The following is a 25,498-nucleotide window of genomic DNA, read 5'->3' on the forward strand; positions in this document are numbered from 1 at the left end:
GAGATTGGGATGAATCGTCATCGCGCTTTAGGTTGTTGTTGGATCATGATCTCCACGCAAACGCGTTCCGCGTTTGTCGCGAGGGAAAACCGCTGCGCACCTTGCGCTAACGCGGCCCTCCGGGTCCGGATCATGCTTTAGGTCTCCGGCATTAGAGCCGCGCCGGGGTCGTGATCGCGACTCTGCGCGGGCAACCGGCCGCGCCAGCGGAGGACGGCTTCCGTGCGATTGTGCGCAGCACATTTCCTCATGATATGCTGAATGTGCATTTTGACTGTGCTTTCCGAGAGGCCCAATTTGGCGGCGATCAGCTTGTTAGGCAGGCCGAGCTCCAGTTCCGCCAGAACCTGTTGCTCACGAGGCGTGAGATCGGTCACGCTCCTCCTGTCGATAGCCATTCTGGCTCCCTCGTTAGTCAGATATGCGGGCACAAGCCCGCGCGCATCCGGTGGCTCGAAATCCGGTATCCTGTTGATCCCGGCCACGGGCAACGGCCTGTAGGCGCCGCCGACAAGAACAAGGCGCAGGCCAGCTATGGCGATCTCGATCGGTAGCGAGGTGGAAAGAAAGCCACGCACGCCCCGCTGCATCGCGGCCTGCACGGCCGGTTCGTCGTCATGGTTTGAGAGGACAACAGTGGCGGCGTTGGGACAGCACTCCGCAACGAAGGCGAGATCGTCCTCAACCGAGGGATCGCCGATGGGCTTGTCCGCGATACTCAGCATCACCAGACGAACATCGCGGACTAACGTGCAGTCCAGGCCTTGGACCGTTGCCATGTCAAGGATCTCAAGTTCGTCCAACTCCCTCCTGAGGACGTGCAGAATGCATGTACGAGGCAACACGAGCGGCTCGATGATCACCAGAACCGGCAAGTGAAGCGATTCATTGAGCCGCTTTGAAGTGTTGATTATGTCGTGCATGATGCCCTCGAGATGAAAAGAATTTCCGCTATATTCCCATTCCGTATTGCGTCTCCCGTGCTGCTGCATTCATCCTGAATGCATCATCACGAGAGCGGCGCAGTGCCGCCGTTAGTACCGCATCCACTGCGGGATCACTTGACACCTGGGTGGAAATTCTTTCCGCTCAAATCATTTGGGCGTGTACCGCACGGTGGCGCAGTCGACGCATCCCTAATTGCAGATATTTCGATACGCCGTTGAGGCCGCCGACCCTGACCTACCGTCGACGACGTATGCTTCATCCTCCTTCACGAGATACAGAAACGGCCTCTCTCCAGTCTCGCCGCCTGACGCGCTTCTTCCTTTCACGCGCCCGCAAATCGTATCCACGCGGCGTCCAAGCATGTTCTTTCGCATTGCGCGCTTCACGTCGCTGAGTTCGACCGTTTCCGGATCCCCCATCTGCGTCGCGATCGCAACCTTCGCCTTGTCCAGAGCAGGATCCGACATCTCCGCGGTCCGTTCGGGTGCCGGGACGCTGATCCTCGTCCGCGGGGACGTCGCTTTGGCAAGATCGGTCGATCCGCGTTTCTTCGGAGTTGATGTCTTGCCGGGCCTTGCCTGCGTCGCGGAATTCGATCTGACAACCGCAGGCTCTGGCGCCAACGCAGTCGGCATTGGCTGCGCGGGTTGGGCGACAGCGCCCCTGTCGAAACAGGGTCGTGACGCGCACCCGAGGAAATACCCCCGGGAAGGCGCGAACCAGCCAAAGCCGATCAGGACTCCTGCCAGCACTCCGACAAAAAGCAGTCCCATCCGATTCCCCTCCTCGGGAGCTCGGCTCGCACTCGTAACTAGGACTAATTCCGCGCTGGTGATCTATCTGTTGCGCAAAAGCATTAAGCGCCCATTAAGCGCGCGCCGTTGTCCGGCCCATGCCTGGATGGACGAATTAGATCGGACTCCAGACCCGTGCCGCGATGATCGCAAAAGGCCAATCGTGAAAGCAATCATGGCCGATTTGGTCCGCTCTCGGACCATTCTGCAACTTGCGAGTTCGTCCGAAGGTTTGCACCACCAAAAGCTGCCAATCGCCGACTTAGGCCTTCAGGTAAGTTTCGGAGCACGCACCAGCTTCGCACCAGAACCGGCGTAAACGAAACGCAACGAAAGCACTTGGACCCGAACAAAACCGCAGGAGATCAACGGAGCTGACCAATCTTCGGCCGCTCATAACGGTCTGGTTGCAGTTCCACGGGGTCGATCTCCCGGCCGACATGCGTAGCTGAACCAGGAAGAAGCCGTGACAGCCGTTTCGCGGCTGTCACGGTCAATGAACAATCAAGAAGGATATTACATGCGTCTCGTCATCGGATCCGACCACGCCGGCTGGCCGCTCAAGCAGACCGTCATCGACCACATCCGTAAGCTCAGCCACGACGTCGTCGACGTCGGCTCCTATGACGACAAGCCGGTGGACTTCCCCGACATCGCGCGCGCCGTTGCGCAGAAGGTCACGTCGGGCGAGGCGGCACGCGGCATCATGGTGTGCGGCACCGGCGTCGGCGCCTCGATCGCCGCCAACAAGATGAAGGGCATCCGCGCGGCGGTCTGCCACGACGTTCATTCCGCACATCAAAGCGTCGAGCACGACGACGTCAACGTCATGTGCATCGGCGCGCAGATCGTCGGCGCCTGGCTCGCGGTGGACCTCGTCTCGTCCTACCTCACCGCCGAATTCTCCACCGACGAGGATTTCCGCCGCCGCGTGGAGAAGCTGCGCGTGATGGACGAGCAAGGCTGACGGCCTGTCCGCCATGATCCTGGTGTTCGGGTCGCTCAACAGCAAGTGCCCGTCATCCCTGGCCGCGACCGGACCGTGCTCTCCCCCTCCTACCAGACGCATTTCGGCGGCAATGGACGAACGATCCTAGCGAGTTGCAGGGTCGCAAATGGTGGACTTCGGAGGAACGGGGCGGCGATGAGGTCGAAGCGTCCGCCCGAGACGCCAATGTAGACCATTTCATCGCAGCGAGCGCGCCGGTATCGACCGACTGCCTCATGGCCCACGCGTCGGCAGCTACGTCATCCGAACCCAGGCGCCTTTGTGTGTCGCGGACTTCACGGCAGCATCGATGAACTTCACGCCTGCTAGACCATCCTCAACGGTTGGGAAGATCACCTCAGGATCTGGCTTCTGGCCGGCCTCTGCCGCGTGGATGGCGCGCGCTGCCTCGGCATAGATGGTCGCGAAACCTTCAAGGTAACCTTCGGGATGGCCAGAGGGGACACGCGTAACGCGACTCGCCTCGCCCAAAACGCCGGCGCCGCCCCGGGTCAGGAGCTGCTTCGGCCGGCCGTAGGGCGTGAACCAGAGCTGGTTCGGATTCTCCTGCGACCATTCGAGGCCGCCTTTGCTGCCGTAGATGCGTAACGTGAGGGCGTTCTCATTGCCGACGGCGACCTGACTCGCCCAGAGCATGCCCTTGGCGCCGCCTTTCCACCTGAGGAGGATCTGGACATCGTCATCGAGGCGCCGCCCCTCGACGAAGGTCGACAGTTGTGCGAGCAATTCGTCGAGCTTGAGCCCGGTGACGAAGCAGGCGAGATTGTAGGCGTGGGTGCCGATGTCGCCGATGCACCCTCCGGCGCCGGACCGGGCCGGATCCGTGCGCCACGCCGCCTGCTTGTGGCTGCTTGCCTCCAATCGCTCGGTCAGCCAATCCTGGAGATATTCGGCCTGGACCAGCCGGATCTCGCCGAGGTCGCCATTCGCGACCATGGCGCGGGCCTGCCGGATCATGGGATAGCCCGTATAGTTATGTGTCACCACAAACACCTTGCCACTCTTCTTGACGAGCGCCACCAGCTCTTCGGCCTCCGCGACCGTCGTCGTCAGCGGCTTGTCGCAGATCACGTGGATTCCGGCTTCAAGGAAGGTCTTCGCGACCGGGCTGTGCATGTGGTTTGGAGTTACGATCGAGACCGCCTCGATGCCGTCCGCTCGCGCGGCTTCGGCTTTCGCCATCTCCCCGTAGGAGCCATAGGCGCGATCGTCCGCAATGCCGAGCTCCCTCGCCGAGGCCTTGGCTCGAACAGGATCGGACGCGAGCGCGCCGGCAACCAGCTCGAACCGGTCGTCGATGCGAGCGGCAATGCGGTGGACCGCGCCGATGAAGGCCCCCTGTCCGCCGCCGACCATGCCGAGCCGGATACGAGCATGACGGCCCGTCTCGTTGCTTGCTTTGATCGTCATTTGCTCCTCCCGCTCAGGATAGGCCTAGCATCTTACGGTTCGCTGTATCGTCGGTGCCGGCACCAGCGAAATCGTCGAAGGCTCTCTCGGTGACGCGAATGATATGGCTTTTGATGAACTCGGCACCCTCACGCGCGCCCTGTTCAGGATGCTTCAGCGCGCACTCCCATTCCAGCACCGCCCAGCTGCCGTAGTCGTGCTGCGTGAGCTTCGAGAAGATGGCGCCGAAATCGACTTGGCCATCGCCCAGCGAGCGGAAGCGGCCGGCACGATCGATCCAGCTTTGGAACCCGCCGTAGACACCCTGGCGGCCGGTCGGATTGAACTCGGCGTCCTTGACATGGAAGGCTTTGATGCGCGCGTGGTAGATGTCGATGTAGTCGAGGTAGTCGAGCTGCTGCAGCACGAAATGCGATGGATCGTAGAGCAGGTTCGCGCGCTTGTGGTTATTCACCCGCTCGAGGAACATCTCGTAAGAGACACCGTCGTGCAGATCTTCACCCGGGTGTATCTCGTAGGCGAGATCAACGCCGTGCTCATCTGCATAGTCAAGGATCGGTCGCCAGCGCTTCGCGAGTTCGTCGAAGGCGGTCTCGACGAGGCCGGCCGGACGCTGCGGCCAGGGATAGATGTAGGGCCAGGCAAGTGCGCCTGAGAAGGTCGCATGCACCGTGAGCCCGAGACGCCTGGAGGCCAAGATCGCGCGCTTGACCTGGTCCACGGCCCATTCGGTGCGCGCCTTCGGATTGCCGCGAACCTCAGGTGCAGCGAAGCCGTCGAACGCCGTGTCATATGCCGGATGAACGGCGACAAGCTGTCCCTGGAGATGGGTCGAGAGTTCGGTAATGGAAAGGCCGTGCCGGGCCGCGATCCCCCTCACCTCGTCGGCATAGTCCTGCGACTCCGAGGCTTTCTTCAGGTCCAAGAGCCGCCCATCCCAGCTCGGAATCTGGACTCCCTTGTAGCCGAGCGAGGCGACCCATCCGCAGATTGAGTCGAAGGAGTTGAACGGCGCCGCGTCCGCAACAAATTGGGCGAGGAATATCGCTGGTCCCTTGATCATCTTCATCGAATGCTTCCTTCTCCCCTGGACGCTCCAGCAGCGCGCGCCCGCTGAGTTCGATACCTCATCAAAACTCGCCTCCCCTTGCTGGTTCCAGGAGACAGAGCGGGCATTTCACCCCGATGTCCAGATCGGGCAATCGCATCTGGGGACGGTCCCGGCTTCAGAACGTCTCCCCGGCCCACAACGCCATCGCCTCGAGGTCGGACAGCGGCGCCGGTCGCTCGACGCGCGAGCGTACTGCAATCTCGCCGCCTTCGACGCCGGCCTTTAAGATCGCGTGCTTCACCTCCAACGCGTGACTCGCCAGCGCTCCGGAGGAGCGGTGTGGCGTGCCGCGCAGCACCGCACTTGCGAGTTCGGCGACGCCCAGGCAACGATAGTTGGCCTGGTTCGGTATGTGATCGGCCCAGTTTGGCGACCGCCAGTTGGGTTTCCCAAACGGCCGGTCGTCGGCGGGGACCGAGATCCAGTCGCCACCCTTCTCGGTGTATTGTATGGCGCCGCCGAAAAAATTGGGGTCCGGTACGCGCAGCGAGCCCTCGGTGCCGTAAAGCTCGATCGGCGGATGTCCGTGTTTCCAGACGTCCCAGCTCATCGCAAGGACGATGTCGGCGCCCGACTCGAAATGCAGCAGCGACATGATAGTCGTCGGAGTTTCAACCGCGACGGTCTTTCCGTTCATCGGCCCCTTCGAGGTGACGAGCCGCGTAGCGAAGCCGGCGCTCGCACGCCCCTGAACCATTGCAACGGGACCCAACAGGTTGATGAGGGCCGCAAGGTAGTAGGGCCCCATGTCGAGGATCGGTCCGCCGCCCGGCTTGAAGAAGAAGGTTGGATCGGGGTGCCAGTGCTCCATGCCATGCGACATCAAAAAGCAGGTACCGTAGAGCACTTTGCCGATCCGCCCCGTATCGACGAACTCGCGTGCCATCCGTCCGCCGCCGCCAAGGAAAGTATCCGGCGCGCAGCCGAGCTTCAGACCGCGACGCGCTGCTTCCGCGACCAAGGTCGCGGCGTCGTTGGCCTCCACCGTGATCGGCTTTTCGCCGAACACATGCTTGCCGGCGTTAATTGCCGCATGACTCACGCCGTAATGCGCGTTCGGCGTGGTGAGATTGACGATGATCTGGATATCGGGACGCGCCAGCAGCGCCTCGATCGACAACGCCTCGATGCCGAACTGCGCCGCCTGGGCTTGCGCGGCCTCGGCCCGCAGGTCGGCACAGGCAACCAGCTCAAGATCGCGGAATTTCGGCAGGTTGTGCATGTAGATCGTCGAGATGTTGCCGCAACCGACAATGCCGACTCCGAGCTTGCTCATGATCCCCTCCCCGTCACGTCCAAGCCGCCACGGTCTCGCGCGCCCGGCGCGCGAAGCGGGCGACGTCGCTCGGCTTGTCGTGTTCGGCGACAAACAGGGAGACCCCGGCCTCAGTCATCGCCGCGCGCAGCGCCTGCCAGTCCATGATACCGTGGCCGGGATCGGCCCATCCGTCCTCGTCGGCGCATTGTCCCGAGGGTGCGAGGTCCTTGATGTGGCAAGCGACCAGGCGCCGCGCATGCTTCTTGATCTCGGCGACCGGATCGCCGCCGCCGCGCACGATCCATGCGAGATCGGCCTCCCAGACGAGGTCGGGGGCCTCCTCGAAAAGGCATTCGAGATAGGTCTTGCCGCTTCCTGTGCGGCCATATTCCCAATGATGATTGTGCCAGCCGAACTTGAGCCCCTCGCCGGTCACCGCCTTGCCGATCTCGGCAAGCTCACGCCCAATGTTGCGCCATTCCTGCTCTCCGCCCTCGCGCTCGCCCAATGGTGGGGCCGGCGCAAAGATGGTCCCGATGCCGAGTCCCTTGCACATCCTCGCCGTGCCGACCGCATCCTCACGCAGTCGGTCGAGGCCGACATGGGCGCCGGGCGCAGTCATCTTGTGGACATCGAGGAGCCTCTTCAGCGTCTCGGGATCGTTGAACAGTCCGCCCCAGGGCTCCACCATCGTGTAGCCCAGGTTGGACAGCAGGGCGAACTGCGCCTCGAGCGGGGTGATGGAGCGGGCAGAATACAGCTGGATAGAAAATCGGTCGATCGGCTTGGTCATGTCGCGCTTTCGGCAGTTGGAGGATCTAGAGGCGCTGTCCGCTTATCTCGTCGAACAGCGACAGGGCTTCAGCGGGGAACCGGACGTTGAGCGTGTCTCCCACACACACCTGCGCGTCGGCGTCGTGGCGTAAGGAGAAGGTGGTATTGTCGGCAAGACGGCACCAAATCAGCGTGTCGGCGCCCATCGGCTCGACCATCTCGACGCGGGCCGACACCGCGGATAGATCGTCGGACGCAGTCAGCTCGATATGCTCGGGACGGATGCCGAGAACGGCCGGCGCGTCGGTCGGCAGGCCACGAAAGGCGTAGCCGTTCAGTCCGAGCCGGTTGGCGCCGGCGATGAATCCAGTCTCGCCGTCACGTGCGATCCGGCCGGGAATGAAATTCATTGCGGGCGAGCCAACGAAGGAGGCGACGAACCGGTTGACCGGCTCGCGATAGATCTTCTTCGGCGTGTCGAGTTGCTGGATCACGCCACCTTGCATCACCGCGATCCGGTCCGCGAGCGTCAGCGCCTCGATCTGGTCGTGTGTCACGTAGATCATGGTGGCGCCGAGCCGTGCATGCAGCCGCTTGATCTCGACTCTGAGCTCGGCGCGCAACTGGGCGTCCAGATTGGAGAGCGGCTCGTCGAACAAATAGACGCCGGCATGGCGCACCAGCGCCCGTCCGATCGCGACACGCTGGCGCTGGCCGCCGGAGAGCTCGCTGGGACGGCGGTCGAGGAGGCTGTTGAGTTGCAGCATCCGCGCGGCCTCTCCGACGCGGCGCTCGATCTCGTCTCGCGGCGTGCCCGCGACCGACAGCCCGAACGACATATTCCGGCGCACGCTCATACGCGGATACAGCGCGTAGCTCTGGAACACCATCGCGATGCCGCGATCCTTCGGTTCTGCCCAGGTGACATCGCGGCCGCCGATATGGATCTCGCCACCCCTGACGTCGATCAGCCCCGCGATCGCGTTGAGCAATGTCGACTTGCCGCAGCCGGACGGCCCAAGCAGCACGAGAAACTCGGACGCCTCGACATTGAGATTGAGGTTCTCCAGCACCTTCAGGCCGCCAAAGCCGATCTGCAGGCTCCTGATGTCGACATTCGATTTCTGCATGCTGCGTCAGCCTTTCACTGCGCCGGCGGCGATGCCGCGCACGAACCAGCGGCCAGAACCGAAATAGACGACGAGCGGCAACAGCGCGGTCAACAGCGTTGCCGCCATGTCAACATTGTACGCGCGCTCGCCTTGCGTCGAATTGACGATGTTATTGAGCTGCACCGTCATTGGCAGATTGTCACGGCCGGCGAAAACGAGCCCCAGGATGAAATCGTTCCAGATGCCGGTGGTCTGCAAGATCACCGCGACCACGATCATGGGCGTGGCCATCGGCATCATGATCCGCGCATAGATCTGGTAGAAGCCGGCGCCGTCGACGCGGGCGGCCTTGAACAACTCGACCGGCAGCGACGCGAAATAGTTGCGAAACAGCAGTGTCATGGTGGGAAGGCCGAAAATCGTGTGGATGATCACGATGGTTAAGAGCGACTGCCCGAGCCCGGTGAAGGAGAACACGCGCACCAAGGGATAGATGAACACCTGATAGGGGATGAAGGCGACCACCATCATCGTGCCGAACAGGATGTTGCCGCCGCGCACACGCCACAGCGACAGCGCATAGCCGGTGAGCGAGCCGACCAGGATGGAGATGACCACCGACGGCACCAGGATGCGCAGCGAGTTGAGAAAGCCGATCTTGATGCCCTGGCAGGTCAGACCGGTACAGGCCGACGTCCAGGCCTTGACCCACGCGTCGATGCTGGGAGCTACGGGCAAGGCCAGCAGATTGCCCTGCCGTATCTCTGCCATCGGCTTCAGCGAGGTGACGACCATCACATAGAGCGGCAGCAGGAAATAGAGCGCGGTAATGAAGATGAAGGCATAGAGGCCCCAGCGCGCCGGGGTCATGCGCTTCGACCGGCGAGCGGCGGGCAAGGGCTGAGCCGCCGCTGTCATCGCATTTCTCCCTTGCGCGTGCGCCAGTAGAAATAGGGCGCGACCACCGCGATCACCGTGATCAGCATGGTGGTGGCCGCCGCCGTCGCAAGCCCGATATTGGCGCGTTCGAACAAATGATCCATGACGAATTTGGCGGGTACCTCCGAGGCGATGCCGGGCCCGCCGTTGGTCATCGCGACCGAGAGGTCGTAGAGGCGCACCACGCCGGTCGAGAGCAGCACCGCGGCGGTCGCAAAGCTTGCACCCATCATCGGAATGATGATCGAGACATAGACCCGCCATTTCGGCAGGCCGTCGACTCGCGTCGCCTTCCAGATCTCCTCGTCGACGCCGCGAAGGCCGGCGAGCATGATGGCCATCACCAGCCCTGAAGCCTGCCAGACACCCGCGATGACCAGGCAATAGATTGCGGTCTCCGGCCGTACAATCCAGTCGAACGTCGCGCCTTCGAAGCCCCAGCTGCGCAGCACATGCTGGATGCCGAGCGTCGGGTTGAGCAGCCATTGCCAGACCAGGCCCGTGACGACGAAGGACATCGAATAGGGATAGAGATAGATCGAGCGGATCGTGTCCTCGGCACGCACCCGCTGATCGATCGCAACCGCCAGCAGGAAGCCGATGGAGAGAGCGAGCGACACGAACAGCACACCGTAGATAACGATGTTGTGGACCGAGGTGATCCAGCGGTCGTTGCCGAACAACATCTCATATTGCCGAAGCCCGACGAAATTGTTGTTCGGCAGCATGCGCGAGTTGGTCAGCGACATCCAGACGGTCCAGCCGGTGGCACCGATATAGACGACGAGCATCACCAGCAGCGCCGGCAAGAGCGCGGTGATCGCGGAAATTCGGGAGTTCAGCGAAAGACGCATCGCATCGCCGGATTGAAGAGAGCTCGACGGGTGGGAAAGGCGGCCAACAGCTCGTCAGCCGCCTTTTGTGATGCATCACTCCTGGGACTTCAGCACAGCCGCGACCTTGGCGGAGAATTCATCGGCGCTCATATTGGTGTTCCAATATTGCGAGATGGCATCCTGCAGCGCGCCGATCATCGCCGGCGGCGCCAGCATGTCGCCGGACGGCATTTGCTGGGCCTTGTCTGCGACATAGCGCATGCCCTTCTGGGCACATGCGTCGAGTGCGGACGTATCGACATCGCTACGCACCGGGATCGAGCCCTTCTTCAGCGCGAACTGGATCTGGGTCTCGGGCGTCAGCATCAGTCTCGCCAACGTCATCTGCGCCTTGGTGACGGATGGGTCCTTCGCCTTCGGGAATACGAACACATCGCCGCCCATCACATAACCGCCGCTGCCGTTAGACAGCACCGTGCAGCCATAGTCCTTGTCGGCGATTTTGCCCGCCGCGATGAATTCGCCCTTGGCCCAGTCGCCCATGATCTGCATTCCGGCCTTGCCCTGGATGACGAGATTGGTCGCGTCATTCCAGTTGCGGCCGGGCGCGCCGGCATCGACATAGTCCTTGAGCTTCTTATAAGTGACGGCGACCGCCTTGAACTCGGCGCTCCGGGCCAGCGACGCGTCGCGCTTGCCGAGGATGCCGGTCCACATCTGTGCGCCGCCGACGCCGATCAGGACCGAATTGAACAGGTTTTGCTCCCAGTTCTTCTGGCCCGAGAAGGCCAGCGGGATCACCTTGCCCTCGGCCTTGAGCTTGTCGAGAATAGTAATCGCGTCATTCCAGGTCTTCGGCTCATCGGCGCCGACGGAGGCAAGCACAGCCTTGTTGTACCAGAGCCAATTCTGACCGTGGATGTTGATCGGCACCGCATACATCTTGCCGTTGCGGGTCGCGGCGGCAGTGATCGCGGCAGGCATCACGCCTTTCCAGTTGCCTTCGGTTGCGACCGCATCGACATCGGCGAGCAGGCCGCCTTCCACCAACTCGTCGAACTGCTTGCCGGTGTTGAGCTGCATGGCGGTCGGCGGATTGCCGGCGACGGTGCGGCTGATCGCGGCGTTTCGCGCATTCGCAGCGCCGGCGACCGCGCTGTCGATCCAGGTGCCGCCGGCCTTGGTGAACTGGTCGGCAAACACCCTAACGGCGGCCGCCTCGCCGCCGGAGGTCCACCAGTGGATGACTTCGGCCTTCATCTCTTCTGCGGAGACCGGTACCGAGACGCAGGCCGCGGCGACAATCGCCACCGATGCGAACAGTGTGCGCTTCATCATTCCCTCCCGATATGCCTTTGCAGGCGTGTGTATTCAGCGTGCGGCCCTTATGGGCTCGTTGTGGCTTTACACATCAAATGTAATCGATTACATGCTAACTCTAGCAGAACTTTTTGATTTTGCAAGTCCCGGTACGACGCCGAGATGGCGAGCCTCAATATGTCCAAGCGAACCAGAGTGATACGTCAGAAGACGGCCAAAATCGCCGATGTCGCGCGACTGGCAGGAGTCTCGGTTGCGACCGTCAGCCGGACGCTGGCGCGCCCCGAGGTCGTGATTGAAGAGACCCGCACACGCGTACTCGCGGCCGTGCGCGACACCGGCTACACGCCGAACATTTCCGCAAGGAACCTGCGCGTCCGGAAGACCATGGTCGTGCTGGTGGCAGTGCCGGACATCGCCAACCCGTTCTTCGCTGAGGTTCTCCAGGGCATCGACGATACGCTGTCGGCCGCCGGCTACGGGCTTATTATTGCCAATCTCGCCGGCTCGCCGGAGAAGGAGGCGCGCTACGTCGACTTGGTCTGCGCCGGCCAGGCCGACGGCGTGCTGCTCTTGTGTGGCCACGTGATGCGCAGCCCCGACCGCGACTTGCGCGACGCGGGCGTGCCGTTGGTTGCCGCCTGCGAGTACATCCCGCGAGAAAGCTTCCCGCAGGTCACGATCAATAATGTCGACACCGCGCGCGAAGCGGTGCGACACTTGGTTGAGCTCGGCCACACAAGCATCGCCTATTTGTCGGGGCCGAACTTCAACATCCTCGAGCAGCAGCGTCTCGAAGGCTATCGACAGGCCTTGCACGACGCAGGAATTGCGACCGATGCGAGCTTGATCCTGCCCGGCGATTTCACTTTCCGCACCGGTGTCGAGGCCGGCCGGACACTTCTGGCGCTCAAGCCCGCGTCGCGCCCGACAGCGCTGTTTGCGGCCAACGACGAAATGGCAATCGGCCTGATCAAGACCGCGCGCGCCGCCGGCCTCCAGATCCCGGACGATCTCTCCGTCGTTGGCTTCGACGGCATCGCCTATGCCGACTATTGCGAGCCGACCCTGACGACCATCGTCCAGCCCCGTCGCGATCTCGGGGCCACCGCTGCAGCAGAACTGATCGCGCTAATGACGAACGGCAGGACGGAGCCGCAGAAGGACATTAAGCTTCCCGCCATGCTGATGCTGCGCGACAGCACGCGCCCGCCGCGGAGGTCCGGCTAGGACGGCTACATTCTTCTGGACCCAGCCAAAAGCCGCGGCAAATCACTGCCGACCAGCACAGCCTTCATCGGCATCATCTCGGTGGGCATGTGCTTCGTTATCATTTCCGGCGGCGACCTCAGACGGCGTCGACGGCCCGCAAGGGTTGGCTCAAAAATCGACGGCTCCGATCTTTGGCAGGCAATTATTGATAGCGGGAGAGGGACTCGAACCCCCGACCTCAATTTTTGTCCTCACTGCAGTTCACATTGCTCTTCGCGATCGGCCGAACACGAAGTTCTGCGCCTGAGGGGCGCTATCAACTCCAAGCCTTACGCGAATGCCCTACCCTTGCGGCGCCACTCTTTAGACCATCAGGCTTCTGCGGACGTGTCAGATCAGTCCAAAACGACCGGCTTCACACTTGCCCACAATAGATTCTTCTAGATCTCCCGGTGCACACGCCGGCGTCTAACCAATTGAAAAACTTGAACTCTCGCTCCAATCCATCATGGGTGCCGTGGCAAATTTGCGGTCTAAGCTATTCATCTTATTGATGTATTTTAACTCCGATCGGCCCTTTATGTGATTGGACCGACTGAGAATTCTCGTTTGACGAGGCTTCCGTAGATTGGCTCTTCTAGGACGATATTTGCATGAATTGGAAGCGGAAATCGCTTCTTCGGATTATCAGCGCACACGTCGCGTGCGTGGGAGCGGGAGTGCACACGTCACTCGTATGGCGTATGTCAGAGATCCTTGAGAGCGATGGGCTTCGTTATACTCATGCAGCTATGGGAGTATAATTCGCATCCTTATGCTGCGCCCATTCAATCGCGGGCCATTCATTAACCGGCCAAACCCGGATTTCCGCCCCCTATTTGACGGCTGGCACGCGAATGCTAATGAAACACCGTCATGCGCCGAATGAATACGAACGAACTCGAAAGGCAGGCAAAGGGGGTGGCCGCCCTGATGCGCATGCTTGCCAATGAGCATCGTCTGCTCATCGTCTGCAAGCTCGTCGAATATGGCGAAATCAACGCGAGCGCGCTTGCCGAGGATGTCGGCCTTTCCGCTTCGGCCCTATCGCAGCACCTTGCAAAGCTGAAGACAGAGCGCATCGTCGCCTGTCGGCGCGATGGTCAGACGATGTGGTACCGTGTCGCAGACCGGCGGATCGAAGAGCTGTTTTCAACGCTGCACAGGCTCTTCTGCAAGACACCAAAACGGTGACCTGTGATTTGCTACATCCGCTTCTGCCCGGCTTCCACAGATTCGATCCACCAGAAGAAGAGTCCGGCACCGACTGCAAGAGCGGCAAACCAAATGATGTCCGGGACGTTCGTCAGGTCCGGAAGGCGGACTTTGCCGAGCGCCCAGACGTTGAGCACGTGCGCTTTCAGCCAATCGAAACTCAGCGCGTAAAGGATAGCACCGGCAACCATGCCGAGCGCGCCGACCAAGGCATGGATGCTGCCGGTGGCGATGGCGCCGAGCGCCGTTCCCGGGCAATAGCCATAGACCGCCATGCCGATACCGAACAAAGCGGCGCCGAGCGCGATCGCCAGCATGTTGGCATCCTTCACGTAGTACTTCGTGTTGCCGGTATCGACGAGCAGCAGCACGCCGATGCCGCCGACGACGATCGCCGTGCCCATCACCTTCAGCACAGTAAAATCGCGCAGTCGAAACTGGTTCTCGATCACATTACAGTTCGTCACCTTGCCACGCTGCAGCAGGAAGCCGAAGGCAGCGCCCATTAGCACGGGGCCAAGGATTGTCATCATCGCGGTCATCTCGATTCCCTTCACCGTTTGCGGAACATGAGCGCGGAGATACCGAGTCCTGTGGCGAACATCACCGCCAAGAACAGCCAGCTCGACACCGCGAGCTGCAAACCGCCGGAAATGCCGTGTCCGCTGGTACAGCCGCCGGCAAGCCGTGCGCCGTACATGATCACGACGCCGCCGAGGAACGCGCCGACAAAGCGCTTGGCGATCGATGGTCCGAACCGCTCCTTCCAGACTTCCGGCACGAGCTCGAGCCGCCACGTGCCCGACATCACCGCGGAGAGGAACGCGCCGAACGGGATGCCGACGAGGAACCAGACGCCGTAGTCCCACTTCAGCGGCATGCTCTTCCAGTAGGAATTCTGCGCCACAGCCTCCGGCCCGATCACCGGGACGGCGAACAGCGAGGCGACGCGCGAATAGGCGGTGGTGACGCCGAGCGGATCGCCGAACACTGCAAAGGCGATCCAGCTCAACAGCCCGATCCCGGCGCCGACGAGGTAGGGCGACCAGTCGATGCGCGCAGCGCGCGGCGCTTCGCGAACGTAGCTTTCCGTGATGGTGGTCATGTGTGTTTCCCCCGACAGCGGCGCGACCGGTTCCGCACCAGAGAAAATCATATTCAAGAATTGAAATTTAGCAAACTCTAAAATACTAGGTGCCCGGCGAACCCACCGCTTGCTGCGGTTGCGGCATGCCGGCGCGGTCGACGAGGAGATCGGTAAGCCCTGCCCCCAGCCACATGCCGCCGAGCACGAGCCAGGCCGTGAGCGCAAACACGGATGCGCCGGTCACGCCGGCGCCTACCGCGCAGCCGCCGGCGAGCATCGCGCCGAACCCCATCAGCATCGCACCGAGCAGATAGCGGCGCATGCCGAGCCCGTCCGAAAACCCCTCGAGCTTCAATTCATGCGCGCTTGCCGCAGCGATGAACGAACCGAGGAACACGCCGGGGATGATGCCGAGGTCGAAGCCGAGCCGGAGCTGCGAGCTGTTCAGAACCAGCATCAGCAGTTCGGCCGATGGTCCGCTGAAGGTGAGGCTCTTCAGCGTGACCGGCGCGAAAGAGGCCTGCGAAAGCTGGTAGGTGAAGAGCCAGCCAGCGACGACGGCCCCGCCCGCGGCCAGCGCGGCGAGGATCAGCAGGCGCGGCAAATGGCTGCGCAGGGCGAAGGCGAGCCCCGCGATCAGCCACAATCCGCCGAAAGCGAGCTTCTCGGGCGTCCCGCCGCCGAACACCGCCATGATGTCGCGCGACGGCCCACCGTCGACAAGCCACAGATTGGTCACCCATTCGCGCGCGGGCGACAGCAGGCCGCGATAGGAAGCCTGCGCCGTCACCGCAAACACCAGGCCCGACAGCAGCGCCCTGAGATTGCCGTTGGCCGAGAGCACGAGCAGCCGGCTGGCGCAGCCGCGGGCGAGGATCATGCCGCAGCCGAACATCACGCCGCCGACCAGCGCGCCGGAGATGCTGCCCTGCTGCGCGAGCTGCCGCGCCTCGGAGACATCGAGCCAGCCGAGCGCGACAAAGCCTTCCGTGCCCACCAGCGCCGCGGCAAAGGTCAGGAGCCAGACCGCGAGGCGCGGCCCACCATCGCCGCGGGAGAATTCGACCGCCGCGGCACGCAGGCAGAAGCGGCTGCGCTGGGCGAAGAATCCAAAGACGCCGCCGACCAAGAGGCCGCCGAGCCATGACAGCCGGTCTTCGCCCAGAAGATCGATGAGTGTCATCAGCACGGCCGCCTCAGTGTTCCTTTGAGGTCTGCCAATCTATCTCTCGCTGCGGCCGCGCCATATGAGCCAAATCAAGGCCCGGCCGCATGGGCGCCACGCCTGTTCAGGGCCGCAGATAGGCATATCCCTGCTGTTGCAGCTCGGCGAGCCGCACCACGCCGCCTTTCTCCGCCACCACGAAGCCGGGCGTGAGGTCGTCGAGCTTGACGCCCTGCGCCTTCATCGTGTTAGCGCAGGCATCAAAGCCGACCCCGGCGTCGGTGAGCTTCTTCATCATGTCAACGGTATGATCTTCGGCGGCGAGCGCGTGGAAGGCGCGCAGCGCCGGCCCATGCACGACCAGCCTGATATCGGCCTTGCCGGGTCCACCAACGCCATCAACGTGGTTCTGGAGGTTGCCCAGAACGAAGACGGCTCGGTCAGCATCGGCCAGGTGATAGACGACGCGCTGCCGCGCGGGCGCTTCCGTCGCCGCGGCCGCCTCACGCACTGCAAAGGCGCCGAATAGTCCGGCAAGGCTCGCGCGAAGCATGGATCGACGCTGCATGGTCCCTCCTATCGTGTCTGCTTGATGAATTCGACGATGCGGTCGGCGACGTCTTCCGCGAACAGGTCGCGGAAGAAATGATCGGCGTCCTCGATCTTGTCCAGCTGTACCCCGCCGCCGCTCGATGCGGCCAGCGATGCGAAGGACGCGGCCACATCGGGCACGACCGTATCCTTTGTTGCGGCGAGCGCCAGCACCGGCAACTTGAGGTGCGCCACGAGCGCGGCGGTGTCCTGGCCGGCGTCGGCGGCATAGAAGGATTTGATGGCCCGCGCCGTCACCACGGCGTTGCGGCAATAGATAAAGCCCGGCGCATCCATCCATTCACCACCGCGTCCCGCCGCGACGGCTTTGCTCGCCTTATCGAGGAGCGGCTCGAGCGGCTTGCCGTAGGTCTGCGCATAGGAGGCGCGCAAGTCTGTCTCGGCTTTTGCCGTCACCGGCGCCAGCAGCACCGCACCCGCGACCGGCGGGGTTTCACCCGCCGCCAGGTAGCGCGCGACCTGATTGCCGCCGCGCGAATGACCGAAGGTAAAGACGAACCGGGACATGCTCTTGGCCTTGGTCACCCAGGCGCCGATCTCTGCAACCGCATCGTCAACGACATAATCGTGCCGTGTGGCGCAGTCATACATGCCCTTGCGCCGGTCGAGCCCCAGCGAGAGCGTATGGGCGAGTGAAGCGATGCCGCGCTGCTCGAGCGCCTTCGCCACGCCCTGAATGACTTCCATGTCCTTGTGCGCGAGCGTGCCGTGGGTCATCACGATGAGCGGCGTATCCGGCCCCATCGAAGCCGGGGTACGCAGCGTCGCGAGCGTCGCGCGGCCGCCGACCAACAGTTCCAGCTCCTGCTCGGTGGCGCAGGCGGGCCGCGCGAGAGCGAGCAAGACAGCCAGTCCCATCAACCATCGCATCGGCGGCGCACTCCTCAGGGACGAACGATCGTCCAGTTCTTCTCCGCGAGATCCATCAGCGCGGCGACGCCGACCTGGGTGACGCTGACGCCCTCGATCAGCGGCGGTCGCCTGCCTTCCTTCACCGCAAGCGTCTCCAGCGTATTGCCGCAGGCGATGAAGCTCACATTCGGCATCGATTTCAGGAAATTCAGCAGGCGCTCCTTCACCGGCGAGCGGTCGTCGAGCAGCATGTCGAGGCCGCCATTGAAGGCGATCACAACGATCTCGACGTCCTCACCCTGCCCGGAATATTGCCGCGAGACGTTGGCCGCAACATCGAGGATGGCGCGCATCTTGGCCGGGTCGTCGTCGCTGATCTGCAGCGCGAGCCTGTGCGGCTCGGCCGCCCGAGACGGGGCGGCCGGACTTGTCACGATGAAGGCCGCAGCGAACAAACTGCGAAGCAACCCACGGCGGCTCGCCCGACCGCGGATCACTCTACGCCCCGCGGCTTTCCGTTCTTGGTATCCTCAGGGGTCACGTCTATGACGGCAGCGCGCGCGGTGATCTTCACCGGCGCGATGCAATCCTTCATGCAAGGGTCCTTCTGCCAGAAGGATTTCTCGCTCGCGGCACGATCGTCCATCACAAAACCCTGCTCGTTGGGCATCTTGATCGTGGCAAGGTTCTTGTTGGTCAGCTCGAAATTCTGGTCGGTGATGACGTCGTTTAGATACAGGACATAGGCGACCACCGCATAGTACTCGTCGACCGACAACGACTCGGCGTTGCCGTAGGGCATGGCGTGACGGACGTAGTCGAACACGGTGGAGGCATAGGGCCAGTACGAACCCACTGTCTTGACCGGATTGTCGCTAGTTAGCGAACCCTTGCCGCCCGCCAGGACCGGCCAGCGGCCGTTGCCCTCGCCGAACTCGCCGTGACAGCTCGAGCAATTGTCCATGAACAGCTTCTCGCCCTGTGCGGCCGAACCCTTGCCTTCCGGCAGGCCCTGTCCGTCGGGCCGTACGTCGATATCCCAGCCGCGGATTTCATCCGCGGTCGGCGCACGACCGATGTGATAGCGCGAACCGCTCTTGGCGTCTGCCTTCTGCTGCGCGAGTGCTGGCGCGCTCAGCGCGCAAGCGAGCAGCGCGGCTGCAATGAACTTAGGCGACTTCGACATTTTCGACCTCACCATTGGCCTGCACATGCCAGGTCTGGATGCCATTGTTGTGATAGATGGAGTTGACGCCGCGGATCTTGCGCAACTCGGCCTTGCTCGGCTGCACATAGCCGGTCTCGTCCTGCACGCGCGATTGCAGCAGCAGCGGCTCGCCGTTCCAGTCGAACTCGTAGTAGAAGCGTGTCAGCGCCTTGTCGAGCACCGGCCCGTCGAGTCGGGTCGGCCACCAGTTGCGGCCGCCGTCGAGCGACACGTCCACGCGCTTCACCTTGCCGTTGCCGCTCCAGGCGAGACCGGAGACGATGGTAAAGCCCTTGCCGTGCTTGATCGGCGCCTGTGGGCTCGGGCTCGTGATCACCGATTTGGCGTCCATCGCCCAGGTGAAGCGGCGCGCCTTGCCGCCGGGCAAGAGGTCCGTGTATTTCGACGTCTCCTCGCGGGTATGCCAGGGCTGGTCGCCGACCTTGATGCGGCGCAACCACTTGACCCAGAGATTGCCCTGCCAGCCCGGCACGACGAGCCGCATCGGATAGCCCTGCTCGGGATAGAGCGCCTCGCCATTCATCTTGTACGCGATGATGCAGTCGTCGAGCGCCTTCTCGATCGGCAGGCTGCGATCCATCGCAGCCGCATCGGCGCCCTCGACGAGCAGCCACTTGCCGCTGGTCTTGACGCCGGCTTCTTCCAGCAGTGTGCGCAGCGACACGCCGGTGTACTGCACGCAGTGGATCATGCCATGGGTGAACTGGCAGCCATTGAGCTGGGCGCCGCGCCACTCCATGCCGGAATTGGCCGCGCACTCCATGAAGTGGATCCGGTTGACGCGCGGATAGCGCTTCAGCTCCTCCAGGGTGAGGATCAGCGGACGCTCCACCAGCCCGTGGATCATCAGGCGGTGATCGGCCGGATCGATTTCGGCGATGCCGCCATGATGCCGCTCGAAGCAGAGGCCGTTCGGCGTGATGATGCCTTCGAGCTCATGCAGCGGAGTGAAGCTCACCGAGGATTCGCGCGAGGCGGTCAGCCATTCGACGTCGCGGCGGATGACGTCCTTCTCGAACTTCGACGGTTTCCCATAGGGGCGCACGGCGACGCCCTCGCCGAGCGACCTGGTCCATTCCGGCACGTTGGGCGGCTGGTTCGCCGGATTGCCGGCGCCGGCCAAAGCGGGCTTGGCGAGCACCGATGCCGCAACGCCGGCGCCAGCGGCCAGGAAACTGCGTCGGGATTGCCGGGGACTGTCCAACTTAGACATCGCTTCTCACGCTCCGGTGACTTTGACCGCTCTGTTGGGTTCGAGGCGAACCGTCTTCTGTCGGGTCAGATAATTGGCCACGACCTCCCAGATCGGCGGCCCTTCGGTCCCTTCGTTGACGCTGGCCCAGCCGGCGACCTGATATTCCCTCGCGGGATCGATCGGCGCGCCGGTCTTGAGCAGTTGCATGTCCGAGATGCGGCTGCCCTGCGGCTTCGCGATATCGATCGCATAAGATAGACCGCCGATCCGCACCATGTCGCCGCCCTGCTGATAATAGGGATCGACGTTGAAGAGATTGTCGGCGACGTCCTCGATGATCTCCTTCAGACGCGCCCCCGTCATGCCCATGCGATAGACGGCCGGATAGGTGATCGCGGTCGCGTTGGTGACGTCCTCGAAAGTGATGTCCTGCCCCGGCAGCACGCTAGTGCCCCAGCGGAAGCCCGGCGAGAGCGCGATCTCGGCGTCGCGCTCCTGCAACAGGGCCTGGCAGATCAGATCGTCGAACGTGCCGTTGAAATTGCCGCGCCGGTACAGCAGCGAATCGGTCTTGCCAAGCACTTTGGCCAGATCCGATACAAAGGGCTTGCGCACCTCGGCGATCTTGGCGGCCATCTCGGCATCCGCAGCGATCACGTCGGAGAATAGCGGGATGAGCTTGTAGCTGTAGGCCTTGACCTCGCCGTCGCGGACGTCGAGATCGAGCCGCGACACGAACTTGCCGGACGAGCCCGACGCGATCAGAAGAGTCTTGCCGATTTTTACGGCTTCGGGCAGCGCGTCATGCGTGTGGCCGGTCAGGATGACGTCGATGCCCTTGACGCGGCTCGCAAGCTTTCGGTCGACGTCAAAACCGTTGTGCGAGAGCAGCACGACGAGCTGCGCGCCACCCTTGCGCACCTTGTCGACCTGCGCCTGCACGTCCTCCTCGCGCACGCCGAACGACCAGCTCGGAATCATCCAGCGCGGATTGGCGACGGGCGTATAGGGGAAGGCCTGGCCGAGCACCGCGATCTTGACGCCGCCGCGCTCGATCATGGTCGAGGCATCGAACGCCGCCTCGTTCCATTCGGTGTCACGGATGTTGAGGCCGAGGAACGGGAAGCCGAGGCCCTCGATCGCCTGCTTAACGCGCTCGGTGCCGTAGGTGAACTCCCAATGTCCGGTCATGGCGTCTGGCTTCAGCAGCGCCATGCAGTCGATCATGTCCTGGCCGCGCGTCTTCAGCGAGGACCACGATCCCTGCCAGGTGTCGCCGCCGTCGAGCAGCGCGACCTTGTCACCGCGCTCGGCGCGAATGGCCTTGATCACGGTGGCGGCGCGGTCGAGGCCGCCGATCCGGCCATAGCTCTTGGCGAGCGCCTCGAAATCCTCCGACGTCAGGGCGTAGGCCGCCGACGAGCCGGGCGCGATGCCGAAACGGCTGAGGAATTCCTTACCGGTGACGTGCGGCGGAAGGCCTTTCGCCTCGCCCACGCCGAGGTTGGTCGAAGGCTCGCGAAAATAGAGCGGCATGAGCTGGCCGTGGATGTCGGTCACATGCACCAGCGTGACGTTGCCGAGCGGCTCGAAGGCCAGCAGCTCCTTCTGGGTCAGGCGCTGCTGGGCGACCGCCCGCGTGAGGCCGGCGCCCGCACCGGTCGAGAGTGCCGCCGTTGCCGCGGCGACCTGAATGAACTCGCGGCGAGAGATCATGCGCAATGCTCCTGCGTGCTCATCGTTTCAATTGCGCACCGAAGGCGTCTCGACCGGCAGTCCGATGCCGCGCCAGGCGACATAGAGCTCGAGCGCGAGGAACTCGTCCGAGAGCGGCTTGAATGGCTCGGCGCGCACGTCGAACATGCAGCCCTCGAAACGCTCGTGCAGCGGCACCAGGCGCTGGTCGCGGAGCCGATAGGTCGGAAAGCCGTTGGTCTGGCCCTGGCTCAGGAAATCGGCGCGCATGAACTTGCCGTTGTTGCGCTCGTGGCAGGATTCGCAGGCCAGATCTAGCTGGCCGTAGCGCGTGTAATAGATCTGCTTGCCGCGCTCGAACCAGGACGACATCGGCCCGTCGGTCTTCACCGCGACCGGCATGCCGTGCGATTGGTAGCGCACGAAAGTGGTCATGTCGGTCAGCTCCTGGGATTTGAATTTCCAGGGTTCGGCCTTCATGTGCTCGCTGCGGCAGATGTCGATGCGCTGCTCGAGATTGACCGGCTTCTTCAGCTTGTCGTCCCACTTCGGCATGGCCGCGCCGACGCCCTTCATGCTGGTCTCGGCCTCGCCGTGGCAGCTCATGCAAGACTTTCCTGCACTGCCCTCGACCTTCTTCCAGACGTCGGCGGCGCGCTCCACGGCGAGGAAGCCCGGATTTTCGAGATCGTCGTCCTGCAACGCACGGGTCTCCTTGCTGCGGAACTCGTAGCCGGAGATGATGGTCTTGAAGACGTGGCCGGGCGGCGCCGCGATGCCCTTGCGTTCGGCGTCCTGTGCGAACGCGAACGTCGTAACGGATGCGGCGGCCACGATCGCAGCGGCTAACCCAACATGTCGTGGCGCCATCCCAGCCTCCCTCAATGAGCGATACGCATCATGCCTTGAGCGCGATCTTCTCTTCGGCCGTGATCACGGTGCCGTCGTCGTCGGTCCAGGAGAACTTGAACGTTCCGGCCTCGTCGATCTTGGCGTCGAACTGGATGTAGGGATTGGCCGAGATCGCCGGTTCGAGGGCGCAAGCGAACACCGGCTGGCCGTTGAACTCGCAAGCGAACTTGTTGATGATCTTGCGCGGAATGGTCTTGCCCTGCGCATCCTTGCGCTGACCCGATTCCATGACGTGCGAGACCAGGGTCTTGATCTGGAGGACCTCGCCCTTGGCCGCTTCCTTGGGAAGCTTGATGCGCGGTTTGTCTGCCATCTTTATCTCTCCTAATCCCCTAACCGCCGCAGCCGCCGATGGTGACCTTCACGGTCTTCTGCTCCGTGAACAGCGAGCCGTCGCTCATCTTCGCGATTGCGACCACGTTCTGCGTGGTCGCAAGCCGGATCCGGATCGAGGCTTCCGCCTTGCCCGATAGCGGCGTGAACGACAGCGTCGCGACGCCGGCATTCGGATTGCCGTCCGCGATGATCATGACGTCCTTGACGTAGGACTCCGCGGTCATCGGGCTCTCGATGTTGATCGACAGCGGCACGGTGTTGCCGTTCTCCGCGATCTCCGGCAGGTCGAGGGAAATCTTGCCCTTGGCCGGCTGCTTGCCGCCGGTGAACTTCTCGATCCACTTCGACGCGTCGTTCGTCACTTCGGCATCGGCCGCCATGGGCAGAAGGGTCAGCATGACGAAGCCGCCCCCGAGCGCAAATGCCTGCCGTCGATTGATGACGTTCATTCCTGATCCTCCTCGCCGTCAGTTCAGCGTCTTGAGAAAAGCGATGACGTCCTCGACCTGCGCGGCCGTCAGAATCGACTTGCCGACGAATTCCGGGCGCACCCGGCTCAAGCCGTCGTTCTTGAAGAACGCGGGCATGACCGTGTTGGTGAAGATGCGCTTGGGGTCGGCGACGATGAGGCGCAATTGCGCCTCGGTGTAGCGGTCGGCCACGCCGTCAAGCGACGGACCGAACTCGCCGTGGAATTCCTCGGATTTCAGGCTGGTGACCTGGTGGCAGGCCAGGCAGTTGCCGAGCGTGCGCGTCAGGAACACCTTTTTGCCGGCCTCGGCATTGCCGGGTGTGCCGGTCAACGATTTCGGCAGGGACTCGTTGACGATATCTAGCTTGATGGGCGTCCTCATCGGCTCCTGGGCGAAGGCGCCCCCGGCCGACAGACACAGTGCAAACGCAGCCGCAAGCAGACGCCGCATGTTCCCTACCCTTGTGACGGGGTGACGCCCGCCTTTGATCACGACGGACTCACAGTCCATCAAATTCAGTTATCATGATATGTTCATGTAAATAACGCCGTCAAGCGAAATTCGCGAGGCGCTCTCAGCTATCCATTCGCGGCGAGAAAGTCGCGGAACGAGCCGCGCTCATAGGCGCGCTCCCGTACGAAGCGAAACATCGCCAGGAAATGCTGCGGCTTGAGATAGCCTGGCGCCCGCGCAACTTCCCTCGCCATCGGCTCCTTTGCTTCAATACCGGCCGACGATGGCGGAAAGAACTGAAACGTCGGGGTGAACCTGATCCCGTATTTCTGCGCGAGATCCTTCTCTGACAATTCCTGGCCGTCGACGTCCGTAACTTTGCGGGAGCCGATCAGATTGAGCTGCAATACCTCGAAATTGTCGCGGATGTATGTGGTGATGTCTGCATCGGCAAAGTTCACCAGATGCGTCTCGCGGCAATAGGGACAGCCGCGCAGCTCCCACATGATGGCGAGGCGCTTGCCGCCGGCGGCTGCACCTTCGATATCCTCGCGCAGATCGAGGAAACTCTGCAAGAACCACGGCTCGTGATAGAGCCCGTCCTCCCCGAGCGCCGGCTCGGCGGCCGCCACGCCGCGACCCGCGGCAAGGGCAGCGCCCGACGCAAGGGCGAGAAAGCCGCGCCGCGTGGGCATGCGAAGCGACATCCGAGATTCGTACGTTGGAAGATCTTGCACATCGGTCATTCTTATTATGATATTCAGATACACGAATATGACAAGGATTTCCGATCTTGCGGTGCATCATCGTCCTGTTGGCATGGCTGGCTTCGCACGCGCTCGCCTTCGGTGCGGAGGCCGGCAAGCCTGCGGATTTCGCATCGGCGATGAGGCCGATCATGGCCAACCTGCGCAGCGCGGCGAGCTATGCGCGCACCGGGAACATCGCGCTGGCACAGATGGAGACCGACGAGGCGGTGGCCACGTGGAAACGGCTCGCGCCAAACGCGCCCGGTCCCCTGCCCGCTTATGCTCCGGCCGCGCTGGCGGAATTTCTCGGTCGCGGCGCCGAGCGGCTCACGGCAGCAACGCGCGCGCTGGATGGTGGAGACAATGTCGCGGCCGGCCGCGAACTGCTGGCGCTTCGCTACTCCTTTCATGAGCTCAGGCGTCATGCGGGCCTCTACGATCTCGGCGACTGTGTCTTCGAGATCGCGCCGGCGATGGAGAAGCTGCGCGTGGCGGCCACGCGATATGGCGAACGGCCCGCGCATGGGAATGCCGAGGAGACCGTTGCCGCGGCAAGCGCGTTCCGCGAACGTCTGGAGCGCTGCAACGATTGGGCAAGTGCCGAGATCGCCGGGCATGGCGAGTTCCGCCGCCTCATCGACGGCGCGATTGCCAGCAGCGGCGAGATCGCCCATGCCGCGATGTCCGGCGACGGACCGCTCGTGCATCGCTACCTGATCGAGCTCCAGTCCTATGCCCAGCTCCTCGACTTCCGCTACGGCTGA

The 25,498-nt window shown here is 63.0% G+C and carries 28 protein-coding genes; 4 read left to right on the plus strand and 24 right to left on the minus strand.

Features of this window, described 5'->3' with window-relative positions:
* Positions 1-137 precede the first annotated feature (137 nt).
* Entirely contained in the window at positions 138-923 is a 786-nt protein-coding gene (locus BM118_RS07350; RefSeq protein WP_025575088.1) for a response regulator transcription factor, read from the minus strand.
* A gap of 213 nt (positions 924-1,136) precedes the next feature.
* A complete protein-coding gene (locus BM118_RS07355) occupies positions 1,137-1,415 on the minus strand; it encodes a hypothetical protein (protein WP_244550078.1) in 279 nt (92 codons plus the stop codon).
* 847 nt (positions 1,416-2,262) lie between these two features.
* Between BM118_RS07355 and rpiB the strand changes: the two genes are divergently transcribed.
* A complete protein-coding gene (gene rpiB / locus BM118_RS07365; RefSeq protein ID WP_092184343.1) occupies positions 2,263-2,709 on the plus strand; it encodes a ribose 5-phosphate isomerase B in 447 nt (148 codons plus the stop codon).
* A gap of 276 nt (positions 2,710-2,985) precedes the next feature.
* Here the strand turns inward: rpiB and BM118_RS07370 are convergent, their stop codons facing one another.
* From BM118_RS07370 to BM118_RS07405, 8 genes are all read right to left on the minus strand, one after another.
* A complete protein-coding gene (locus BM118_RS07370) occupies positions 2,986-4,161 on the minus strand; it encodes a Gfo/Idh/MocA family protein (RefSeq protein ID WP_092183546.1) in 1,176 nt (391 codons plus the stop codon).
* A gap of 13 nt (positions 4,162-4,174) precedes the next feature.
* On the minus strand, positions 4,175-5,230 hold the full coding sequence (locus BM118_RS07375; protein WP_092183548.1) for a sugar phosphate isomerase/epimerase family protein: 1,056 nt from the start codon (positions 5,228-5,230) through the stop codon (positions 4,175-4,177).
* 157 nt (positions 5,231-5,387) lie between these two features.
* Positions 5,388-6,548 carry a Gfo/Idh/MocA family protein gene (locus BM118_RS07380; RefSeq protein ID WP_092183551.1) on the minus strand — a complete coding sequence of 387 codons (1,161 nt, stop codon included), beginning with the start codon at positions 6,546-6,548 and terminating at the stop codon, positions 5,388-5,390.
* 13 nt (positions 6,549-6,561) lie between these two features.
* The gene (locus tag BM118_RS07385) at positions 6,562-7,323 is read right to left on the minus strand and encodes a sugar phosphate isomerase/epimerase family protein (RefSeq protein ID WP_092183553.1); all 762 of its coding nucleotides are present in this window, start codon (positions 7,321-7,323) and stop codon (positions 6,562-6,564) included.
* Between the two features lie 25 nt (positions 7,324-7,348).
* The gene (locus tag BM118_RS07390; protein WP_092183554.1) at positions 7,349-8,434 is read right to left on the minus strand and encodes an ABC transporter ATP-binding protein; all 1,086 of its coding nucleotides are present in this window, start codon (positions 8,432-8,434) and stop codon (positions 7,349-7,351) included.
* Positions 8,435-8,440: 6 nt separating this feature from the next.
* Entirely contained in the window at positions 8,441-9,334 is an 894-nt protein-coding gene (locus BM118_RS07395) for a carbohydrate ABC transporter permease (RefSeq protein ID WP_025575078.1), read from the minus strand.
* Positions 9,331-10,209: a carbohydrate ABC transporter permease gene (locus BM118_RS07400; protein WP_092183556.1), complete on the minus strand. Its 879-nt coding sequence runs from the start codon at positions 10,207-10,209 to the stop codon at positions 9,331-9,333. Before BM118_RS07400 ends, BM118_RS07395 begins: the two co-directional genes overlap by 4 nt.
* A 75-nt stretch (positions 10,210-10,284) precedes the next feature.
* Positions 10,285-11,526: an ABC transporter substrate-binding protein gene (locus BM118_RS07405; protein ID WP_209312048.1), complete on the minus strand. Its 1,242-nt coding sequence runs from the start codon at positions 11,524-11,526 to the stop codon at positions 10,285-10,287.
* A gap of 162 nt (positions 11,527-11,688) precedes the next feature.
* Here BM118_RS07405 and BM118_RS07410 point away from each other — a divergent pair, with 162 nt between their 5' ends.
* Together BM118_RS07410 and BM118_RS07415 are read left to right on the plus strand one after the other, a co-directional pair.
* Complete coding sequence (locus BM118_RS07410) at positions 11,689-12,741, plus strand: LacI family DNA-binding transcriptional regulator (protein ID WP_177234076.1); 1,053 nt, start codon at positions 11,689-11,691, stop codon at positions 12,739-12,741.
* An 897-nt stretch (positions 12,742-13,638) separates the two neighbouring features.
* Positions 13,639-13,956 (plus strand): ArsR/SmtB family transcription factor, encoded by a 318-nt coding sequence (locus BM118_RS07415; RefSeq protein ID WP_092183560.1) that lies wholly within the window; start codon positions 13,639-13,641, stop codon positions 13,954-13,956.
* An 11-nt stretch (positions 13,957-13,967) separates the two neighbouring features.
* On the opposite strand, the gene BM118_RS07420 is transcribed toward BM118_RS07415, so the two are convergent.
* The 14 genes from BM118_RS07420 to BM118_RS07485 form a co-directional block, all read right to left on the minus strand.
* Complete coding sequence (locus tag BM118_RS07420) at positions 13,968-14,519, minus strand: YeeE/YedE thiosulfate transporter family protein (protein WP_092183562.1); 552 nt, start codon at positions 14,517-14,519, stop codon at positions 13,968-13,970.
* A gap of 11 nt (positions 14,520-14,530) precedes the next feature.
* On the minus strand, positions 14,531-15,082 hold the full coding sequence (locus tag BM118_RS07425; RefSeq protein ID WP_092183565.1) for a YeeE/YedE thiosulfate transporter family protein: 552 nt from the start codon (positions 15,080-15,082) through the stop codon (positions 14,531-14,533).
* Positions 15,083-15,167: 85 nt separating this feature from the next.
* On the minus strand, positions 15,168-16,253 hold the full coding sequence (locus tag BM118_RS07430) for a YeeE/YedE family protein (protein ID WP_092183567.1): 1,086 nt from the start codon (positions 16,251-16,253) through the stop codon (positions 15,168-15,170).
* A gap of 100 nt (positions 16,254-16,353) precedes the next feature.
* Entirely contained in the window at positions 16,354-16,797 is a 444-nt protein-coding gene (locus tag BM118_RS07435; protein WP_092183569.1) for a DsrE family protein, read from the minus strand.
* Positions 16,798-16,805: 8 nt separating this feature from the next.
* Positions 16,806-17,711 carry an alpha/beta hydrolase gene (locus BM118_RS07440; RefSeq protein ID WP_092183571.1) on the minus strand — a complete coding sequence of 302 codons (906 nt, stop codon included), beginning with the start codon at positions 17,709-17,711 and terminating at the stop codon, positions 16,806-16,808.
* A gap of 14 nt (positions 17,712-17,725) precedes the next feature.
* On the minus strand, positions 17,726-18,160 hold the full coding sequence (locus tag BM118_RS07445; protein WP_177234077.1) for a DsrE family protein: 435 nt from the start codon (positions 18,158-18,160) through the stop codon (positions 17,726-17,728).
* 26 nt (positions 18,161-18,186) lie between these two features.
* A complete protein-coding gene (locus tag BM118_RS07450) occupies positions 18,187-18,879 on the minus strand; it encodes a c-type cytochrome (RefSeq protein WP_177234078.1) in 693 nt (230 codons plus the stop codon).
* A complete protein-coding gene (soxC, locus tag BM118_RS07455; protein ID WP_092183577.1) occupies positions 18,863-20,134 on the minus strand; it encodes a sulfite dehydrogenase in 1,272 nt (423 codons plus the stop codon). Before soxC ends, BM118_RS07450 begins: the two co-directional genes overlap by 17 nt.
* A 6-nt stretch (positions 20,135-20,140) precedes the next feature.
* The gene (soxB, locus tag BM118_RS07460; RefSeq protein ID WP_092183579.1) at positions 20,141-21,832 is read right to left on the minus strand and encodes a thiosulfohydrolase SoxB; all 1,692 of its coding nucleotides are present in this window, start codon (positions 21,830-21,832) and stop codon (positions 20,141-20,143) included.
* 27 nt (positions 21,833-21,859) lie between these two features.
* On the minus strand, positions 21,860-22,681 hold the full coding sequence (gene soxA, locus BM118_RS07465) for a sulfur oxidation c-type cytochrome SoxA (protein ID WP_092183581.1): 822 nt from the start codon (positions 22,679-22,681) through the stop codon (positions 21,860-21,862).
* A 28-nt stretch (positions 22,682-22,709) separates the two neighbouring features.
* On the minus strand, positions 22,710-23,036 hold the full coding sequence (gene soxZ, locus BM118_RS07470) for a thiosulfate oxidation carrier complex protein SoxZ (RefSeq protein ID WP_092183583.1): 327 nt from the start codon (positions 23,034-23,036) through the stop codon (positions 22,710-22,712).
* Between the two features lie 19 nt (positions 23,037-23,055).
* Entirely contained in the window at positions 23,056-23,508 is a 453-nt protein-coding gene (gene soxY, locus BM118_RS07475; protein ID WP_092183585.1) for a thiosulfate oxidation carrier protein SoxY, read from the minus strand.
* A gap of 18 nt (positions 23,509-23,526) precedes the next feature.
* Positions 23,527-23,982, minus strand: coding sequence for a sulfur oxidation c-type cytochrome SoxX (gene soxX / locus BM118_RS07480; protein ID WP_177234079.1), 456 nt, complete (start codon positions 23,980-23,982; stop codon positions 23,527-23,529).
* Between the two features lie 128 nt (positions 23,983-24,110).
* Complete coding sequence (locus BM118_RS07485; protein WP_177234144.1) at positions 24,111-24,680, minus strand: SoxW family protein; 570 nt, start codon at positions 24,678-24,680, stop codon at positions 24,111-24,113.
* Between the two features lie 98 nt (positions 24,681-24,778).
* Between BM118_RS07485 and BM118_RS07490 the strand changes: the two genes are divergently transcribed.
* A complete protein-coding gene (locus tag BM118_RS07490; RefSeq protein ID WP_177234080.1) occupies positions 24,779-25,498 on the plus strand; it encodes a hypothetical protein in 720 nt (239 codons plus the stop codon).

The organism is Bradyrhizobium sp. cf659, from assembly GCF_900113725.1.
Lineage (GTDB): Bacteria > Pseudomonadota > Alphaproteobacteria > Rhizobiales > Xanthobacteraceae > Bradyrhizobium.

Coding starts and splice junctions, on each gene's coding strand:
- BM118_RS07350 (WP_025575088.1), bottom strand. CDS start 923: ATGCACGACATAATCAACACTTCAAAGCGGCTCAATGAATCGCTTCAC.
- soxZ (WP_092183583.1), bottom strand. CDS start 23,036: ATGGCAGACAAACCGCGCATCAAGCTTCCCAAGGAAGCGGCCAAGGGC.
- BM118_RS07405 (WP_209312048.1), bottom strand. CDS start 11,526: ATGAAGCGCACACTGTTCGCATCGGTGGCGATTGTCGCCGCGGCCTGC.
- BM118_RS07410 (WP_177234076.1), top strand. CDS start 11,689: ATGTCCAAGCGAACCAGAGTGATACGTCAGAAGACGGCCAAAATCGCC.
- BM118_RS07390 (WP_092183554.1), bottom strand. CDS start 8,434: ATGCAGAAATCGAATGTCGACATCAGGAGCCTGCAGATCGGCTTTGGC.
- rpiB (WP_092184343.1), top strand. CDS start 2,263: ATGCGTCTCGTCATCGGATCCGACCACGCCGGCTGGCCGCTCAAGCAG.
- BM118_RS07420 (WP_092183562.1), bottom strand. CDS start 14,519: ATGACCGCGATGATGACAATCCTTGGCCCCGTGCTAATGGGCGCTGCC.
- BM118_RS07375 (WP_092183548.1), bottom strand. CDS start 5,230: ATGAAGATGATCAAGGGACCAGCGATATTCCTCGCCCAATTTGTTGCG.
- BM118_RS07370 (WP_092183546.1), bottom strand. CDS start 4,161: ATGACGATCAAAGCAAGCAACGAGACGGGCCGTCATGCTCGTATCCGG.
- soxA (WP_092183581.1), bottom strand. CDS start 22,681: ATGGCGCCACGACATGTTGGGTTAGCCGCTGCGATCGTGGCCGCCGCA.
- BM118_RS07355 (WP_244550078.1), bottom strand. CDS start 1,415: ATGTCGGATCCTGCTCTGGACAAGGCGAAGGTTGCGATCGCGACGCAG.
- BM118_RS07440 (WP_092183571.1), bottom strand. CDS start 17,711: ATGCGATGGTTGATGGGACTGGCTGTCTTGCTCGCTCTCGCGCGGCCC.
- BM118_RS07400 (WP_092183556.1), bottom strand. CDS start 10,209: ATGCGTCTTTCGCTGAACTCCCGAATTTCCGCGATCACCGCGCTCTTG.
- BM118_RS07450 (WP_177234078.1), bottom strand. CDS start 18,879: ATGTCGAAGTCGCCTAAGTTCATTGCAGCCGCGCTGCTCGCTTGCGCG.
- soxX (WP_177234079.1), bottom strand. CDS start 23,982: ATGCGGCGTCTGCTTGCGGCTGCGTTTGCACTGTGTCTGTCGGCCGGG.
- BM118_RS07485 (WP_177234144.1), bottom strand. CDS start 24,680: ATGCCCACGCGGCGCGGCTTTCTCGCCCTTGCGTCGGGCGCTGCCCTT.
- BM118_RS07395 (WP_025575078.1), bottom strand. CDS start 9,334: ATGACAGCGGCGGCTCAGCCCTTGCCCGCCGCTCGCCGGTCGAAGCGC.
- BM118_RS07415 (WP_092183560.1), top strand. CDS start 13,639: ATGCGCCGAATGAATACGAACGAACTCGAAAGGCAGGCAAAGGGGGTG.
- soxC (WP_092183577.1), bottom strand. CDS start 20,134: ATGTCTAAGTTGGACAGTCCCCGGCAATCCCGACGCAGTTTCCTGGCC.
- BM118_RS07385 (WP_092183553.1), bottom strand. CDS start 7,323: ATGACCAAGCCGATCGACCGATTTTCTATCCAGCTGTATTCTGCCCGC.
- BM118_RS07380 (WP_092183551.1), bottom strand. CDS start 6,548: ATGAGCAAGCTCGGAGTCGGCATTGTCGGTTGCGGCAACATCTCGACG.
- soxB (WP_092183579.1), bottom strand. CDS start 21,832: ATGATCTCTCGCCGCGAGTTCATTCAGGTCGCCGCGGCAACGGCGGCA.
- soxY (WP_092183585.1), bottom strand. CDS start 23,508: ATGAACGTCATCAATCGACGGCAGGCATTTGCGCTCGGGGGCGGCTTC.
- BM118_RS07435 (WP_092183569.1), bottom strand. CDS start 16,797: ATGCAGCGTCGATCCATGCTTCGCGCGAGCCTTGCCGGACTATTCGGC.
- BM118_RS07425 (WP_092183565.1), bottom strand. CDS start 15,082: ATGACCACCATCACGGAAAGCTACGTTCGCGAAGCGCCGCGCGCTGCG.